This window comes from Desulfosarcina variabilis str. Montpellier, assembly GCF_048565275.1.
In the GTDB taxonomy this organism is placed as follows: Bacteria; Desulfobacterota; Desulfobacteria; order Desulfobacterales; family Desulfosarcinaceae; genus Desulfosarcina; species Desulfosarcina variabilis.
On record NZ_CP159846.1, the window covers coordinates 4,686,298 to 4,703,289 of the forward strand.

Sequence of the window (16,992 nt, forward strand, 5' to 3'; positions counted from 1 at the left end):
TATTAGCTGATTTTTTATTGATGTACCTTATTCTATTTGCCAAATCAAGGTTTTGCACGTCCAGCGACCGGTCTCCTGTTCTTTTTCTCGCTGAACCACCGTGGTCAGGGTACAGGTTCTGGCATCTGTTTTGGCGGTAGAGACAATGCGAAACAGGTCGCTGGCGGCGGTGACCAGATCGTCCCCAATATCAAGCCCGGCGGCACCGGGGACATTTTTTAGCCAGGTTGTGTTATTGATTTGATTGATATAGGTTTCATCGTTCTTGGCCACCCGGTATTCAACCAGCGCTTCCGCCAATTCGCTGCTTTCAGAAGGCAACAGGGACGACAGCACCAGTGCATCCGCCGTGGAAATGTTGATTTTGCCGTCATAGGTAAATTTGTTTGCTTCGTTTTTTGACAGCCCATGAACGGTCAAAAGCGATTCGATTCCACCTACGCCCCCCGCACCATAAAACAGCTCCGGCGTGACCCCTTGCACCAGTGCAATTTCTCCCAAGTGGTCGAAGGGGCCGTTTTTGCAACTGTAAGGCGGATCCAGCTGTTCGTAATAATCGGATTCAGCACCGCTGAGACCTGTGATGGCATCATCATCACCTTGATCCAACCAGTCCTTCATGGAGTTGATGACCATGTTGGGATCACTGTCCAGCGTTTCCTCGAACATGGCGAACACCTGCTCCAGCAATCGCTCCCAAAGCAACCGCTGTGTGGGGTTAAACTCCCGCCCTTCCGGGAATTTAACCAGGGCATTGACTTGGATTTTACCCCGTTCATCGGCAATGGTGACATCCAGAGCGCCTGTATCAAAGGGAATCAGCTCAAGCATTTCAGAGACCTTTTCCGGATTGGCCCAGTCCTCCTGAACGGTGTCCGTATTGTTTTCTTTGCGGTCAGTGATCAGCATCATCTTGGCAACTTCGGCTCCGGATCGTGCCATTTCGGACAGGACCAGCTGTTCGCGGGCCCGAATGGCGCTGCTTACCGATGCGCGGATACGGCGATTCAGCTCCAGGCCGGCGGTAAACAATACAGCGATTACGCCCAGCGCCACCAGAATCGCCACGCCCCGCTGGTTGGCCATGCACCGTGGCATGGTATGCCTACGTTTCGACTGCTTTGCGAAAAACATGCAACCGTACCCGTGTGGAAAAAGTTCTCGATCGATCCTGGCTTCCCGTGGTCAGGCGGATTTCGATCAACCGCGGCGTCGCATATTTGTTATCGGACGACTGCGAATCCCAGCGGTCGATGATCTCGCCTTCCTCATCCATGTATTCGAATTCCAGGGCCAGCACATTGTCACATAGAACCGGATCATCCGGGCTTTCTTCAAATTCCGGAAAGGGATAGAGGTGGTCCGCGCGGCGTACCACCAATTGGTCGTCAACGCCCTCATCCACATAATAGACAATTCGGCAGACCCCCTGACGCGGATCCTGGTTCAACGGCAGATGGGCCAGGGAGGCAAAGCGCAGACGAGAAAAGCTGCTTCCGGCCACATCCGTTGTATCGCCCACTAAACGATAAATATCCTCCTGCTCCTCTTCGTTGAACTCTGGTTTGGTGTAACGGGGGTAATCGGTAATGACCAGGGACCCCAGATCTTCGGCCATGCGCGTCAGGCAGATACGGGCCGTTTCAAACACGGCAACATCTCCACCCACGGCATCGGCACTTGAAAAAACAACCCGGAACGAGCCGAACACCGTGGTAATGATGACGGCGAAAATAAAAATGGCCACCATTATTTCAAGGAGGGTAAACCCGCCTGCCATCCGTGCTTTCTTTAATGCCGTTGGGTCTGTATTATTCATACAGCATCCTATAGGTGGTCAGGGTAAACGTCTGGTCACCGGATGCGACGGTCAAGGTGATGCGTTTCAAGGTCGGTCCGTCTTCCTTGATCAGATCGGAGGATGCGGTGTCGGTCTCGATCTGCCAGGTGAAGCCGGGATGCAGATCACCAAAATCACCATTGTCATCCGTCAGATCCTTCAACTCGCTGGTGTCGATATCGGACAGCTTATGGCGAGCCAGCATGGTCGCCATCGTATCAAACCGCCCGCGGGTGTCCATGAACAATGTCTGGGTATGCATGCGATAGATCGCCGTCAATGCGATGGCCACCACGGCCAGGGCCACCATCACTTCCATGAGCGTAAAGCCCTTGTCCCTGTTTCCCCCTTTGTCCATGCTACCACCTCTCTTCGCCGCGAATCACATTCACACGCGGCAAGAACGGCTCAATGTAAACGGACATACGATCCCCATTTTTGGTACGAATGCGTATGACTGCTTTGTCCGAATGGCCCTGAGGGTAAAAGGCAATGGGCACCGTCCCGCTTGAGATGCGGTCGGCTTGAGAAAACGCCACGTGGTCGATGCTCACGCCGTTGGGAAGGCGATAGCCATTTTCCCGGAGGCCGGCGGCTTCGGCTTCGGGCAGATCGGCGGGGGCAACCCATAGCTGTCGGGTATCAAGGGAAATATTCATCACATAGATTAGGCGCTGGTGAACTGCATTTTCCTTTGCCTGGTGAAAATTGGCGATGATCCAGCGCACGGTTTCATCGCCACTATCGGGGAAGATGTTGCTGTGCAAGCGCGGAATGGCCACGACCAGCATGATACTGATCAATGCCGTCACAGCCACCATTTCGAGCAGGGTAAATGCATGCTCGTTACGCAATCCTGCTGCCATCGGTTGCCTGGCGACAAGACGGCGGGGCATGGACGTTATGTTGAGTGATCGGCGTGTGGTACGCAAGGCATATGACCAAAAGTCGTTCAAGGCGTCAGGCCAGGACTTATTCCGGATCAGTCGGATTCCCAGCTGTTGATGTCGGCGTTGGTATCTTCGCCTCCGGACACGCCATCGGCACCATAGGACATGATATCAAAATCATCGTGGATGCCAGGACTCAGATAGACAAAGTCATTGCCCCACGGATCCTGGGGAACTTTGCCTTTTTCCAGGTATCCGCCTTTGCGCCAGTTCTTGGGAACATTTCCGGATGATGGTGCTTCCACCAATGCCTGTAATCCCTGTTCGGTGGTGGGATAGGCGCCGTTGTCCAGTTTATACAGCTTGAGCGCCGTTCCAATGCTTTCGATCTGCATGCGGGCCTTGAGTTTTTTGGCTTGTTCTGGCCGCCCCATGATCCGCGGGACAATCAGTCCGGCAAGGATACCGAGAATGACGATGACCACCATCAGTTCGATCAGGGTAAAACCACGACGGTTGTTTATAAAATGGTAAACAGTCCGCTTCATATTTCCTCCGCATCCATGTCGTAAGCCATTAAAAGACATTGGGTATCCAATTTTGTTGGTTGAAAAATAAAGTCGAATATTAACCCAATGCTTGCAAACAATCAAGGCATACAATGATTATGGTTTAGTAATTAATGGTAACCGCACACGCTGTTAACCGCCCATCATTAAAAGATCGACGTGGATCTTAAGGCAGCGCCATCGAACCACCCATTCTATCCCACCAACTGGTTCATCTCAAAAATGGGCAGGCAAATGGAAAGCACGATAAACAAAACAACCACGGCCATGACCAGAATCATGACCGGTTCCAGCATGGCCATCATGCTCATGATTGATGATTGGACTTCATTTTCATAAACGTCGGCGATTTTATAGAGCATGGTTTCCAGCTCCCCGCTTTGCTCACCGACTTGGATCATCTGCACGGACAGATCCGGGAAAACCGAGTCTGCGGCAAGCGATGCGCTCAACCCCTGGCCTTTTTCAACTTCGCCCGAGGCTTTTTCGATCAAACCGGAAATGACAACATTACCGGTAATGTTTTTGACGATTTCCAGGGCCGGCAGCATGGTTACCCCGTTTTCAAGCAGCGATGCCAATGTTCGCGTGAAACGGGCCACGGCGATTTTTTTAAGCAACGAACCGACAATGGGCAAGGATAGAAAAATGCGATCCGTGGTGGCCAGGCCGTGTTCGGTCTTTCTAAAGGCTTTCAGTGCGATCAGGCCAACGATAATGAAAACCACCAACAACCACCAGTAATTTTTGAAGATATCGCTGGCCGTGATGAGAACGCGTGTCGGGGTGGGCAGGGCCTGGTTCATATCCTCAAAGATGCCGGTGATGTTGGGCACCACAAAGGTCATCAGGAAAAACAGCACCACGGTGCCGATGAGGGTCATGAGAATGGGGTAGGCCATGGCCGTTTGGATTCGCGATTTCAGTTCCTGCTGCTTCTCCATGATGTCGGCCAGGCGCTCAAGAACGATTTCCAGTGTCCCGGATGTCTCACCGGCACGCACCATATTTACGTATATTTGAGAAAAGACGGACGGGTAGAGGGACAGGGACGAGGCAAAGCTGTTACCTTCGACAATGGAATCCTTGATGCGTGCGGCAAGCTTGGTAAACCCTTGGGTTTTGGTTTGGGACACCAGGGTTGTCAAGGCCGTGACCAAGGGAAACCCGGATGCCGTCAGCGTGGCCAGCTGCCTTGTCCACAGGCTTACCTGGGCCGGCGTAACGCGATTGAAAAATCCTTGAAATGGTGATTTGCGGACTTCTTTGGAACTGTCACCCTCGGTGATTTCCTTCACATTGATGGGAAAGCTGCCCATGGCGCGGATTTTTTGCCGCGCGGCCTGGGCCCCATCGGCATCAATGATACCGGTGACCGTTTTACCTTTTTTGTCAAGGGCCTGATAATCGTAAACGGGCATAGGATTGAATCCTGTGGTTAGCAGCGCGAAAGGCGTGCTGCGAAAAATCCGTCCATTTGGTGATGGTGAGGAATGATCCTGAGAAAACCGTCTTGGTTTATAAAAGGATGCACGCTTTTCTCTTCAATTGCCTGAGCGTGATTTATAACAAAATTTGGGTGGTTTTTCAAAAAGCGTTTGATGACCCCTTCGTTTTCTTCCGGCTCCATACTGCACACGGAAAAGACCAGGACCCCTCCGGGTTTGACCCATGGGGCCAAATTTTCAAGAAAACGCAGCTGTCGGGCCGCATAGCGGTCAATATCTTTTTTTTGGAAAGACCATTTTGCATCCGGATTGCGGCGCAGCACGCCCAATCCGGTGCATGGCGCGTCCAAAAGGACCCGGTCGAAACTGGAATGGGGCGCCATCGATAACGGCTGGTGCAGGTCCGCGGGGCTGGTCCTAATGATGGATATGCCCTGGCGGTGGGCCTCGTCTTGGAGTCGGGTCAGTTTGGACCCGGCATTGTCCAGGGCAACGACGCAGCCGCGATTTTGCATCATCCCGGCAATATGGGTGGTTTTGCCACCCAGGCCGGCACAGGCATCCAGAATGGTTTCGTCCGGCTGCGGGGAAAGGAAAAGGCTGACCAGCTGCGCAGCGCCATCCTGGACGGCAAACCGGCCGTCTTTAAACGCCTGCATTTCATGGATCGGGCAACGCGGCCCAGTCAGATTGAGCGCACCGGGAAGGGCGTCCAGCGGCTGAAGATCGGCAGCCTGGGCATCCAGGGCGCCAATCAGTTGCACCAGATTGTTTTTCAGAAAATTGCAGCGCAGGGTCAGGGGCGGAACGCTGTTCATCACGTCGCACAGCGCTGCGGTCTGGGCGACACCGTAGCGATCGATCCAGCGAGACACCAACCAGTGAGGAAAGGATTTGTCCAGGGCCATGTGGTCCACGGGGCTTGAGGCCGAATCGGGAAGCACAAACCGTCCGGGGGCGCGCAAAACATTTCTGAGCAGTGCGTTGACAAACCCTGCCGCCTTGCCCGCCCGATGGGAACGGGCCAGATTGACCGCGGTATTGACCGCCGCCGAGGGGGGAATGCGATCCATGAACAATATCTGCAACAGCCCCAGGCGCAAAATGTTGAGAACCAGGGGTGAGAGCTTTTTCACGGGGCGGTCGGCAAAGGTCTCGATGACGGCGTCCAGTCTCAGGCGCCAGCGCAACACACCGTAGACCAGCTGGTTGAACAGGGCCCGATCACGCGTGGAAAGCCCGGATGTCTGGGGAGCCATCTGATCGAGTACCTGATCCAGTGTGACGGCGCCGCTGCCGATCCGGCTTAGCACGGCCAGGGCAGCAGCCCGGGAATCGGTAAACAGTCGGCGTCGCCGCGATTGATTGCCCACGGCTGGGCGGTGGTTGGATGGGGGCATGGTTGATCGATGCTATGAAGAATAAATGGTTAGCGCAACTTTTTCGTTGACCCCAAACATGTGCCATCCGGCAGCCGACACCCACACAAAAAGTCATCAATGGGCAGGCGTTTTCCTGACTTGCCCTGAATTTCTTGGATGGCCAGAGCGTTTTTCCCGGTGGCGACCCGTAATTCGCCTGGAAAACACTCTATAATCGTGCCCGGGGTGATGCTGACCTCCCGATCTAGCACACTGGCCTTGAAAATTTTCAGGCGCACACCGTCACTGAACGTGTAGGCGCCGGGCCAAGGGGTCAAGCCCCGGATCAGACGCTCGATCTGTTCGGCAGGCAACGACCAGTCGATCTCTCCATCCTTTTTCTTGAGCATGGACGCATAGGTTGCCTGGTCGTGGGCTTGGGGGGTCGGCGTTAATGTCCCGCCCTGCAATTCATTTAGCGTATCGATGAGGAGCCGGGCGCCCATCAGGCTAAGACGGTCATGCAGACTGGCCGCGGTGTCATCGGATTCAATGGCGGTCTTTCGCATGAGTAAAATATCACCGGTATCCATGCCTTTGTCCATCATCATGGTGGTGACGCCGGTTTGTGCATCGCCTTTGATGATGGCCCATTGGATGGGCGCAGCCCCCCGATGACGAGGCAGTAGCGATGCATGGACATTAATGGCACCCTGGGTGGGGATAACCAAAAGCGATTGGGGTAAAATCTGACCAAAAGCCACCACAACGAACAGATCCGGCTTCAGCTCGGCCAGTTGGGTGTGGAATTCATCAGTGCGCACGGTTTCCGGTTGCAGGATTGGAACATCGTAATCCAAGGCGGCTTTTTTTACCGGTGGGGGGGTCAGTTTGCGACCACGCCCCTTGGGGCGGTCAGGCTGGGTAACCACCGCAACAACGGTATGTCCGCTGTCGTGAATGGCCCGCAGCGTCGGCACGGCAAAATCCGGTGTTCCCATAAAAACAATACGAAGGGGGCGACTCACCGTTTTTTCATCTCCTTATTGACGCGGCGTTTGTATAGATTGCGTTTCAATGCGCTGATACGATCGATAAACAAGGTGCCGCCCAGATGGTCCAGTTCGTGCTGGATGACGATGGCCAGCATGCCTTCGGCCTCAAAGCGCAGGGGATTGCCGTCACGATCCACGCCTTCCACCAAAACACGCGCATTGCGTTTCACGTCAGCCCGAAAATCGGGTACGCTCAGGCAGCCTTCGTTTTCCGAAACGATTTCGCCTTCACTTTCGATGATGCGCGGGTTGATCAGCACATGCAGATCATGGCCGTCTTCCTTGGGCGCGATGTCATAAACGATAAAGCTCTGGCTGATGCCCACCTGGGGGGCGGCCAGTCCAACGCCCGGCGCAGCGTACATGGTGGTGGCCATATTGTCGATCAGGGTCTGCATGGCGCCATCGATATTTTCGACGGGAGTGGTTTGCTTTTTCAATACTTTGTCAGGATAGGTAAGAATATCTAAAACGGTCACTTTGGCTAACCTTTGGTTTTATGGTGCCCATTCATAGACAACATTATTCAAAATAGGGGGCCAGAATTTTGCTGGCATCGGCGATGTCCTGATGGATTTGCTCCACCAGCTGGTCAATACCGGTAAATTTGATTTCAGCTCTAAGCCGCTGAACAAAATTAACCATTATTTTTTGCCCGTAAATATCCTTTTTAAAATCCAGGATGTGGGCCTCAACGGTAAAGATGTGATCATCAAAGGTGGGACTGTAGCCGATATTGGCCACCCCCGGATAACGAATGCCGGCGTGTTCGACGATAACGGCATAGACGCCGACTTTGGGGGACAGCTCGTCTTGCAGGTTGATGTTGGCCGTGGGAATGCCCAATAGTTTGCCGCCCCGGTCACGGCCATGGGCGACAACGCCGCGGATCTGATAATTACGGCCCAGCATCTTGGCGGCATTTTCAATCTGGCCGTCCATGACCAACTCGCGGATGGCCGTGCTGCTGATACGGCCGGTGGTACCGTTGGTTGCCTGAATCCAGTCGGCAACAACCACGGAAAAATCCATTTCCTCGGCAAATTGTTTGAGAAGGTCCACATTGCCTTCCCGCTTGTTGCCAAAGCTATAATCGCTGCCGACGACGATTACCTTCATCCCGATTCGCTTGATCAGGATGTCCTCGACAAAGGTCCGTGCTGACAGCTTGGCAAATTCCATGGTAAAGGGAAGGCAGATCAATACGTCGATGCCGGATTTTTCGATCAGCTCCATTTTCTGTTCGTTGAGGGTGATCAGCGGCGGGTGACCGTTTTGGGTGATGACCCGGATCGGGTGCGGTTCAAAAGTCATGGCAACGGCCGTCCCTTCGATGGCATCGGCCCGCTCGATTACCTCATGAAACAGCGCCTGGTGTCCGATGTGTACGCCATCAAAGTTGCCGATGGTAATGACTGCATTCTTGAACGGTTCTTTTACGTCTTCGATGTTTTTAATAATTTTCATGATGTTTTGATTTTTTCCACAAAAATGATCTTGACACAAAAAATAAAAACCTATAGTTAGTGCATCTTCAGTTTGAAATCAACCCTTTTGAATTCAAACCGAAAACGTGCCGAAGTGGCGGAATTGGTAGACGCGCTAGGTTCAGGGTCTAGTTGGGGTTCCCCAGTGGGAGTTCGAGTCTCCCCTTCGGCACCATCCGAAAAATAAAGGGCTTGCAGACAGCAACATCTGCAGGCCCTTTTTTATTCGGGGACTAATGAGATCTCGCCAATCCGGTTATGTTGCGCCGTAGCAGGTTAACTGAATTTTTCTCACGCAAAGCCGCGAAGAACGCCAAGAAGCGCTTATTGAAGATTTTTTTATGAGAAATGTCATCTTTGCACTGATGAAGGCGTTTGACTTTAGCCGCTACGTATATTAGATAAAATATATATGAAAACAAAGAGATAGAGATGAATACGGTGTTCAATAAAAAGGAGCTGACAAAATTTTTGGCCAACCATTCGGTCATTGAATCCGCCTATTTGTTCGGGTCCATGGCCGATGGCACGGATCGTTCCGGTAGCGACGTTGACATCGCTATCCGATTGGTGCCGGACTTGACACCTGAAGCGGCTTTTGATCTCAGGCTCGAACTGATGGATGCGCTGGAAGAAATTATCAATCGTCCTGTGGATATCGTTATTCTGAACAGCGCCTCGCTTAAGATGATTCGACAGGTGATGACAAAAGGCAAAATGCTTTATGCGCGTGACAGGAACGCAGAACGGGCATATGCAATCCAAAAACAAAAAGAGTATTTTGATTTTCAATTCTACATTGAAAAAAATCGTAAGGAATTGAAATCTTTTTTCGGAGCCGTTTGATATGCCAGACAAAGATGTGGTTGAATCAAAGCTGAATTTTCTTCGTGAGTATCTTGTCGACCTGAAAGAATACGAGATAATTTCTTTATCCGATTACAAGAAGAATAAAAAAGACCAGCGGTTTGTGGAGCGCACGATTCACCTTGCTTGTGAAAGCTGTCTGGATATCGCGGCCCACATTATATCAAAGGGCGGATTACGAGAGCCAAGAGACAATAAGGATCTTTTTTTGGTTCTTTTTGAAAACCGCATCATCTCAGAACCTGTATATGAAGCCATGACCAAAATGGCTAAATTTCGCAACATCATCGTCCACGACTACGCCCGCATCGATCCGGAAATCGTCGTTGGAATCCTTCACCGGAAGGTCGACGACTTCAGAAAATTTTCCAAGGAAATTTTGCAGTTCATGGATAAATCCTGAATTGTAGGATTTTTACCTTCCTGTCTTGGAAAAGTATAAATACCGCTGCAACCGTTGCTTTAAACATGGACATTGTCTATTCAACAATAACAGATTTTGATGCATGGATCTTTCTTGCAAGACAAGTCGAGCCGATTTTTGGTCCGATGGCAGATGAATTGGACTTTCAGGACGCCTTAAAACAGGCGATTTCTTCGTGCACAGCATTTTGCATTCGCTCAGAACCGAAGAAAGACAATCATCGCTTGATCGGCGGCGTCGTAATTTCCAGAGAAGCAAATGAAATCGCATGGCTTGCCGTATCACAGGAAGATCGTGGAAAAGGGTATGGCCGGAGATTGACCGAATTTGCAATCAGCAAACTGAATCAACGAAAAAACATATTTGTTCAGACCTTTGATAGATCAGTCTGTGAAGGAGAGCCTGCAAGAAAGCTATATCTGGACTTTGGTTTTGCTGACTTCAAAGATGGTGGGCCCAATCCTGCGGGGGTGCCGACTGTCATAATGCAATTAGAACCGTTAAAGACCAATTAAAACAGGCAACCTACCACCATTTGGCTTTTTTCATTGGACATTTGACATTCGTTACGATCGTGTGCAGAAAAAAATAAAAGCAAATCCAAATGCGATTACCCTGACGGGTCACCCCGGCCAATGGGCTCAATGGTCATGGAAATTATTCAGGCAACATCACGAAAAGATCTCGATGAGGTTCGGAGGCTTTTCCGGGAATACGAAACGCATCTTAACGTCGATCTATGTTTTCAGCAGTTTGAATCAGAGCTGGCAACGCTTCCCGGAAAGTACGCACCGCCATCAGGAATGCTACTGCTTGCCACGGATGGGCAAATGGCTGTCGGTTGCGGTGCATTGCGAAAGATTGAGTCGTTGGGAAACCGCACCTGCGAAATGAAGCGGGTCTATGTCTGCCCCGAAGCCAGGGGCCAAGGGGTGGGCAAACGAATCGCTATACGGCTCATCCAGGAAGCGGTTGGTTTGGGCTACGCTACCATGGTTCTCGATACACTGGACAGACTGAAAGCCGCAATCAATCTTTACCAATCATTGGGTTTCGTAAGTACAAAGCCCTATTACGACAACCCGCTTGCTGGTGTCGTCTACATGACACTTGACTTGAGAGGCCACAGACCAGACAATTGAAGGCATGCGAACCATTGTGCCAGAGAAAATAAAATGGATAATTTCAGACTATTTGATTTGGTTGATTTGACAGCTGTTCAGAAGATGGCAGAGTCACACTATCAATCAACCGGCATGCCCATCGGGATTATCGATGCCTTTGACAATTCGATTCTGGTCGGGGTCGGCTGGCAGGATATCTGTCTTAACTTTCATCGTTCCCATCCTGATTCTGCAAAAAGATGCCAGGCTAGTGACAACTATATAAAAGAAAACCTCAAAATTGGCGAATCTTGTAAATATAAATGCAAAAATGGGCTTTGGGATATTGGGATCCCGATTGTAGTAAGAGAAAAACATGTGGCTACGCTTTTCATCGGACAGTTTTTTTACGAAGGAGAGAAGCCCAATAAATCGTTCTTCATTCAGCAAGCCACCCGGTTTGGTTACGATCTTGATGAATATCTCGAAGCACTAGAGCGCGTGCGGGTTTTCAAGCATGAAAAAGTTGAAGATATTCTTGATTACGATAATGCATTGGCTACTTTCCTAATGGATCTTGCGGAAAAATCATTATCGAAGAAAATTGCAGACAATGAACTTCGCAAGGCGCAAAATTACCTGTCCAACATCATCAATTCCATGCCCTCAGTATTGATTGGCCTTGATGCCAATGAGAAGATCACGCAGTGGAATCAAGAAGCTGAACTGACAACGGGTTTATCGTTTAAGAATGTTCTTTCAAGACCATTTAATGAAGTCTACCCGCGGTTAAGGAATAAATTGCCAGATATCAAAGAAGCTATTGATAATAAACAGATTATTACGCGCAACAAGGTGTTGTTTACGGATGAGCGTGCAACCCGTTACGTAGATATAACCATTTTCCCGATTATAGATGATGGTAGCTCAGGGGCAGTAATCCGAATTGATGATGCCACTGACCGAGTTCGTTTGGAAGAGATGCTGGTCCAGAGTGAGAAAATGCTTTCTGTTGGCGGTCTGGCGGCAGGCATGGCCCACGAAATCAACAACCCCCTGGCAGGAATTCTGCAAAACACGGCGTTGCTGGAAAATCGTCTGCTTAAGGATCTGCCGGCCAATCAAAGGGCCGCCGATGTCGCCGGAACGACACTGCCTGCCATCCGGCACTACATGACACTGCGCAAGCTGCCGGTTATCATCGACAGCATCCGCGAATCCGGTACGCGCGCCGCCGCCATCGTTAAAAATATGCTCAGCTTCGCCCGTAAAAGCGAAAATGTCGTCTCTATGGAAAATTTAGGTACCTTGCTGGATCAGGTGCTGGATCTGCTCAAGACCGATTACGACATGAAAAAGCACTACGACTTCAAACAGCTTCGGATCGTCAGGAAGTACGACCCGAACGTCTCGACGGTACCCTGCGAAGCCAGCAAAATCCAGCAGGTGTTCATGAACATTCTCAAGAACGGCGCCGAGGCCATGGTAGAGACTGAGGCGCCGCCGACGTTTATACTGCGGGTCGCAACAGACGGACCGTGGGTACGGGTAGAGATCGAGGATAACGGTCCGGGTATGGACACCATCACCCGGCGGTGTGTATTCGAGCCGTTTTTCACCACTAAACCCAAGGGCAAGGGAACTGGATTGGGGTTGTCGGTTTCCTATTTCATCATCACCGAGGGTCACGGCGGTGAAATGAGCGTTCACGCAGCAGATGGCGGCGGCACCCGTTTCGTTATTCGTCTGCCAAAGACTGGCAAAAAAAGGTGTTTTGACACATGGATTCATTCATAGCTGCACAACCATTTCTGGAATAAATGCCTCGTTGCGGGCATGTGGCACGTAACCCCTCGGGTTGCAGATAATCCGGGTCCTGCCGATTCGGTAATCAAAACTGTCGTGGATGTGGCCGTGTATCCATAGCTGCGGCTGATGCTTCAGGATAAGGTTTTCCATGTTCGATGCGAAGGCCGAAGAGAGCGCGTGGCCCTGAAACCGCTCGGGGATCGACTGGATTGAGGGACAGCTGTGTGTTACCACAACTGACTGACTGGCAGTGTCAGTTTCCAGGAATTCGCGAAGCTTTTTTACGGATCGTTTGTGCCAGGCAACGGTGTCGATCGGCCGCAGAGTGCCATAGGTCCTGCTGTTGCGTATCAGGCGGTAATCATTCATTCGGTCGGCGGCGACACCCATGGCAACGTCCGGCTCGCCTGTCAGGGCCATGTCGGTCCAGAGGGTACAGCCAAAGATACGGACCCCGCCGAGCTCAAAGGACTCGTTTTCGAGGACGCGGACATGGGTACCCCTGGCTTCAAGCTTCATCTTGTCGATGAGCCCTGGAAACTTGTCACGATAAAATTCATGGTTTCCAAGCACATAAATGACGGGGACCTTCAAACCCTTGCCAAGCACCCAGCGCAGCCCCCTCAACCCGACATGGGTGTCGCCGGCCAGGATGACCACATCCGCGCCGACATCAGGAATCGAAAAATCTTCAAATTCAACGTGCAGATCGGACATGATGTGCAGTTTCAAAATAATTCCTCCTGGAATCGTTTTTGAAGCATAACATCAATTCCAGGGTGTATCCAGGGCATCTGGCAGTAACGCCAGGGTGGCTGCATTTGAAAATGTCCTTTGTTCATCACCCCCTCGCCACCGGTATAGTCGTTGCTTCCACTTGACACAGGGGGAAACATTTCGTTGTCGTTGTCAGTGGAGCGAAGAACCAAGCAGGAAGCACGCCGTTAATCGTATCTGCGTGGAGTAGACAAACTGAGGCAGTTGATTATCTCTGTAGGAAAGGAGCAAATGTGAATGCTCAGGCCGATAATGGCACAACAGCGTTAATATATGCTGCACATTACAATTTTTTCGATATGGCCAAAGTCCTGCTAAAATACAATGCAGATACAACGCTGAAAGATAAGTATGGAAACACCGCTTACGATTATGCTTCAAGTTACGAATACACACGATTGATTGATCTTTTAGGTAATCAATAGCCGATAAAAAGATATGCCGAAGTCCGGGGTATTTTCACTGCTTTCTCCGAGCTGATGTGCCTCCACAACGTTAGCTGGAGGAGATAGCAGCATTGGGTCACTCAAATGGCAAAGCCTTTGAACTTTGACCATACCCAAAGGACACGGCTTTCCTCTGCTATGCATTGATTCTATTTGCTCAATTCTGCTGCATCTTGCTCCGCCCACTCATGGATTTTATCCATAAAGAAATTTTCAACTTCGTCTGGTATGATTTCTGATATTTTAGGGTCTTCTAAAATGGTGGGTTTAATTTTGTCGATTGATAAAAGGGAGCTTCTGTAACAATTTATTACCTCCGTTGCGTCGAAATTACGCTCATTCTCAAAGTCTAATATTTTTATTGATATCCTCCCTTCACCTTGTGTAGGAATAATTTTGCCATCGCTATCGGTTGAAAAAGCTTGGGTCCAATCATAGCAATAAAACGATGTTAATACTCTTTTGTATCCGAGGGCTTCGATTGTGATTTGAAATGGTATGTTGCCTTGCCTATCTATTGAAAATTCGTCATTTTTACTGGTTTCAGAATCCGATCGAGTTCTTTTTGACTTTGATACTGGCCCTACTTTGCTGAGCCTAATTATTTTTTCAAGGTCAATACTACATTTATTGGCAAGATCTATAAGCTTTTTTTTGTCTGCCTTATTGAGTTCTGACAGCGATTTGATATGGGTTAAAATTTCGCTACTATCGCGAAGTTCTTTTTTTAATAGAGTACGTGCAACTGAAGATAGTTTTATTTCACTCATAATAACACCTCCTTTTTTATCTAAGCATATCTATACAAAAGTGCGAAGTCAAGCTTTAGACTTGTCTGAGACAGAAATATTATGTCAATTTTGATATTTTAAGTCATTATTTATATTAAATCGTTATTTTTGATGGATACCCATGCAAAATTGGATATAGGATTATGCTTGCTGGAGTCGCACCAAATTCGTTTTTGCGTTTTTGGGGCCGGTATTTTTTTTAGGGTACGGGGATGAAATTGTGCGTTTCTTAAACGAGAGATGACAAAAACGCATAAAATCATTGCAGGATCCACCGCCACAAGTAGTATAAAAATATCCTTTGTTTAGCCCGTCAATAGCCTTGGTAATTTATCTCACGCAAAGTTGCGAAGCTTAAGAATCGCTTTTTAAAATTTATTCCGATTTCGGTTTCTTCGTACGCGAGGAGAGGTGAATGGACAGCAATGTGAATATCCGGCTTAATTTGAACCTGATGCGCCGATTGGATTAATGACAAACTCTTTTTCCCAATTTTTTATCCTTTTAAGTACCTAATTTTTTGCTGTTTTGCTGCAAAGTCGATCACCCTCCACATTAAAGGCCAAACAAAAGCGCATTTTTTTCCGTCAATAGAATGAAAGGCCGTTTTACAAGATCTAAAATATCGGACATCCGGCTGCAAGATAACAAGCATAAGGAGGAAAAAAATGACGTATTCAAGACGCTTGGTTCAAAACAATGGATTCGCGGCAAAGTGGACACATGGCATGCTGAACGTAAATATCATTGTTTTTATCCTTTGTATCATGATGATTTTTCTGATGTGTGGAGTCGCATCAGCTGCATACAGTGACCATTACTCACGAAAGTCCTCGGCAGCCGGATCAGCCTACAGGACGTTGAAATACGGGGGGACTTACAGCCAGGCCGGACAGAACTACATCAATAACCGGGACAACTGGTCTACAACAGGGCAGGTACGCCGGAAAACGCCCGCAACCGCAAGGGAAAAAGCCCAAAGCCATCAGCTCATTCGAAAAACGAATAACATGATCAAATCCATCTATGGCAATCCCCACAATTTCGGCCCCAGCCCTCAGGGTGCGCGTTGGAAGCAAAAAAGACAGATGTATCAAACCATTAAAAAGAGCAATGATTTGATCCGGCGCATTAACAATGATCCGCTATTGAAATAGGCGCTCTTACCCTGCATCATTCACAGTTGTAATCGTGAGATATAACTTTTGTCTCTAATCCATAAAAAACGCCGGGGACTTGATCACACAAGCCCCCGCTTTATTCAGACTGGGTCCAATCCCATTTAGGGGCATCTTCCATCAGCAAAATGAAAATCATTTAACTTCTCATTTTCAAGAAGATGTAGATGTCAATCGCCTGATCATAGACCTGAGAACGTTTCTGTTTTCCTCTGTCGAGGAACTGATCGTAGCCGTCTTCGAAAACCTGTTTGAAAATCCATGTTTTCTAGGGACTGTAAAAATGTTGGCGGAAAAATGTGGGCTTTGATTTAGTAAACAAAATTGAATGTCAATAATATTGACAAAAAAAGGGATGTGCCATACATTGCACTAACAAAACGGGCTCGACAGTTTGCCGCCGTACGACAGGAAAACTGCCGGCCTCTTATTTTTTGCATGGGGGTGATCAAATGGACGACAACGCATTTAAATCCAAGGTGGCCTTTATCGTTGAAACCGACGGGCTGTTAAAAGATTATATCGATTCCATCGTGATCAAAAGAATCAAGTCCCGCATGACCGACGACAGCTTCAAAAATTTGAGTGCCAACCATGTTCACGCCGCCCTGATATTGAAACGTGTTTCTCCGTGTGCCCTGAAAACCTTCGCCGCAACAATGCGCATGTCGAGGGCCGCCGCATCGGGCCTGGTGGACCGTATGGTAAAAGCCGGTGTGGCCAAACGCGAGCCCAATCTCCACAACCGCAGGGAAATCCTTTTGACCGTGAACCCCGATTTTGAAGCCCATGTGGCGCATGTCCGGTCGGAAATTACCCGCTGGTTTGAAACCCTGGTGGACAGGATGGGAATGGAAAATTTTGAAAAATGGCATACCGTGATGGTTGCCCTGAACCGGGTCCTTCAAGAAGAAATTCACGCCGGTCGTGCCGTGATCTAACGTTGT

The 16,992-nt window shown here is 49.4% G+C and carries 19 protein-coding genes, 1 tRNA gene and 1 pseudogene; 9 read left to right on the forward strand and 12 right to left on the reverse strand.

Annotated features, from left to right (window positions below; genetic code table 11):
* Positions 1 to 27: 27 nt before the first annotated feature.
* The 10 genes from Dvar_RS21145 to Dvar_RS21190 all read right to left on the reverse strand — a co-directional run bounded on the left by Dvar_RS21145 (position 28) and on the right by Dvar_RS21190 (position 8,630).
* Positions 28 to 1,098: a general secretion pathway protein GspK gene (locus Dvar_RS21145; protein ID WP_419663936.1), complete on the reverse strand. Its 1,071-nt coding sequence runs from the start codon at positions 1,096 to 1,098 to the stop codon at positions 28 to 30.
* A gap of 7 nt (positions 1,099 to 1,105) precedes the next feature.
* Positions 1,106 to 1,819: a type II secretion system protein GspJ gene (locus tag Dvar_RS21150; RefSeq protein ID WP_419663937.1), complete on the reverse strand. Its 714-nt coding sequence runs from the start codon at positions 1,817 to 1,819 to the stop codon at positions 1,106 to 1,108.
* Positions 1,812 to 2,198 (reverse strand): type IV pilus modification PilV family protein, encoded by a 387-nt coding sequence (locus tag Dvar_RS21155; RefSeq protein WP_419663938.1) that lies wholly within the window; start codon positions 2,196 to 2,198, stop codon positions 1,812 to 1,814. Before Dvar_RS21155 ends, Dvar_RS21150 begins: the two co-directional genes overlap by 8 nt.
* A 1-nt stretch (position 2,199) precedes the next feature.
* A complete protein-coding gene (locus Dvar_RS21160) occupies positions 2,200 to 2,772 on the reverse strand; it encodes a prepilin-type N-terminal cleavage/methylation domain-containing protein (protein WP_419663939.1) in 573 nt (190 codons plus the stop codon).
* 50 nt (positions 2,773 to 2,822) lie between these two features.
* Positions 2,823 to 3,278: a type II secretion system major pseudopilin GspG gene (gene gspG / locus Dvar_RS21165; RefSeq protein WP_419663940.1), complete on the reverse strand. Its 456-nt coding sequence runs from the start codon at positions 3,276 to 3,278 to the stop codon at positions 2,823 to 2,825.
* Between the two features lie 215 nt (positions 3,279 to 3,493).
* Entirely contained in the window at positions 3,494 to 4,720 is a 1,227-nt protein-coding gene (gene gspF, locus Dvar_RS21170) for a type II secretion system inner membrane protein GspF (RefSeq protein WP_419663941.1), read from the reverse strand.
* A 17-nt stretch (positions 4,721 to 4,737) separates the two neighbouring features.
* A complete protein-coding gene (gene rsmB, locus Dvar_RS21175) occupies positions 4,738 to 6,147 on the reverse strand; it encodes a 16S rRNA (cytosine(967)-C(5))-methyltransferase RsmB (protein WP_419663942.1) in 1,410 nt (469 codons plus the stop codon).
* Positions 6,148 to 6,176: 29 nt separating this feature from the next.
* The gene (fmt, locus tag Dvar_RS21180) at positions 6,177 to 7,136 is read right to left on the reverse strand and encodes a methionyl-tRNA formyltransferase (RefSeq protein ID WP_419663943.1); all 960 of its coding nucleotides are present in this window, start codon (positions 7,134 to 7,136) and stop codon (positions 6,177 to 6,179) included.
* A complete protein-coding gene (gene def, locus Dvar_RS21185) occupies positions 7,133 to 7,642 on the reverse strand; it encodes a peptide deformylase (protein ID WP_419663944.1) in 510 nt (169 codons plus the stop codon). The genes fmt and def overlap by 4 nt, the downstream gene beginning before the upstream one ends.
* A 43-nt stretch (positions 7,643 to 7,685) precedes the next feature.
* Entirely contained in the window at positions 7,686 to 8,630 is a 945-nt protein-coding gene (locus tag Dvar_RS21190) for a bifunctional riboflavin kinase/FAD synthetase (protein ID WP_419663945.1), read from the reverse strand.
* A 108-nt stretch (positions 8,631 to 8,738) separates the two neighbouring features.
* Between Dvar_RS21190 and Dvar_RS21195 the strand changes: the two genes are divergently transcribed.
* From Dvar_RS21195 to Dvar_RS21220, 6 genes are all read left to right on the forward strand, one after another.
* Positions 8,739 to 8,825, forward strand: a tRNA-Leu gene (locus Dvar_RS21195).
* 257 nt (positions 8,826 to 9,082) lie between these two features.
* Positions 9,083 to 9,496: a type VII toxin-antitoxin system MntA family adenylyltransferase antitoxin gene (mntA, locus tag Dvar_RS21200; protein ID WP_419663946.1), complete on the forward strand. Its 414-nt coding sequence runs from the start codon at positions 9,083 to 9,085 to the stop codon at positions 9,494 to 9,496.
* Between the two features lies 1 nt (position 9,497).
* The gene (gene hepT, locus Dvar_RS21205) at positions 9,498 to 9,920 is read left to right on the forward strand and encodes a type VII toxin-antitoxin system HepT family RNase toxin (RefSeq protein WP_419663947.1); all 423 of its coding nucleotides are present in this window, start codon (positions 9,498 to 9,500) and stop codon (positions 9,918 to 9,920) included.
* Positions 9,921 to 9,985: 65 nt separating this feature from the next.
* Positions 9,986 to 10,456: a GNAT family N-acetyltransferase gene (locus tag Dvar_RS21210; RefSeq protein WP_419663948.1), complete on the forward strand. Its 471-nt coding sequence runs from the start codon at positions 9,986 to 9,988 to the stop codon at positions 10,454 to 10,456.
* Between the two features lie 135 nt (positions 10,457 to 10,591).
* Positions 10,592 to 11,083 (forward strand): GNAT family N-acetyltransferase, encoded by a 492-nt coding sequence (locus Dvar_RS21215; protein ID WP_419663949.1) that lies wholly within the window; start codon positions 10,592 to 10,594, stop codon positions 11,081 to 11,083.
* 33 nt (positions 11,084 to 11,116) lie between these two features.
* Positions 11,117 to 12,841: a PocR ligand-binding domain-containing protein gene (locus tag Dvar_RS21220; RefSeq protein ID WP_419663950.1), complete on the forward strand. Its 1,725-nt coding sequence runs from the start codon at positions 11,117 to 11,119 to the stop codon at positions 12,839 to 12,841.
* Here Dvar_RS21220 and Dvar_RS21225 read toward each other — a convergent pair.
* Complete coding sequence (locus Dvar_RS21225; protein ID WP_419663951.1) at positions 12,836 to 13,585, reverse strand: metallophosphoesterase; 750 nt, start codon at positions 13,583 to 13,585, stop codon at positions 12,836 to 12,838. The genes Dvar_RS21220 and Dvar_RS21225 overlap by 6 nt on opposite strands.
* 212 nt (positions 13,586 to 13,797) lie before the next feature.
* On the opposite strand from Dvar_RS21225, the pseudogene Dvar_RS21230 reads away from it, so the two are divergent.
* A pseudogene (locus Dvar_RS21230) lies at positions 13,798 to 14,055 on the forward strand (ankyrin repeat domain-containing protein); the annotation flags it as partial.
* Between the two features lie 170 nt (positions 14,056 to 14,225).
* On the opposite strand, the gene Dvar_RS21235 reads toward Dvar_RS21230, so the two are convergent.
* Positions 14,226 to 14,846: a hypothetical protein gene (locus Dvar_RS21235; RefSeq protein WP_419663952.1), complete on the reverse strand. Its 621-nt coding sequence runs from the start codon at positions 14,844 to 14,846 to the stop codon at positions 14,226 to 14,228.
* Positions 14,847 to 15,535: 689 nt separating this feature from the next.
* Here Dvar_RS21235 and Dvar_RS21240 point away from each other — a divergent pair.
* Both Dvar_RS21240 and Dvar_RS21245 read left to right on the forward strand, forming a co-directional pair.
* The gene (locus tag Dvar_RS21240; protein WP_419663953.1) at positions 15,536 to 16,024 is read left to right on the forward strand and encodes a hypothetical protein; all 489 of its coding nucleotides are present in this window, start codon (positions 15,536 to 15,538) and stop codon (positions 16,022 to 16,024) included.
* Between the two features lie 473 nt (positions 16,025 to 16,497).
* The gene (locus Dvar_RS21245; RefSeq protein WP_419663954.1) at positions 16,498 to 16,986 is read left to right on the forward strand and encodes a MarR family transcriptional regulator; all 489 of its coding nucleotides are present in this window, start codon (positions 16,498 to 16,500) and stop codon (positions 16,984 to 16,986) included.
* Positions 16,987 to 16,992 lie beyond the last annotated feature (6 nt).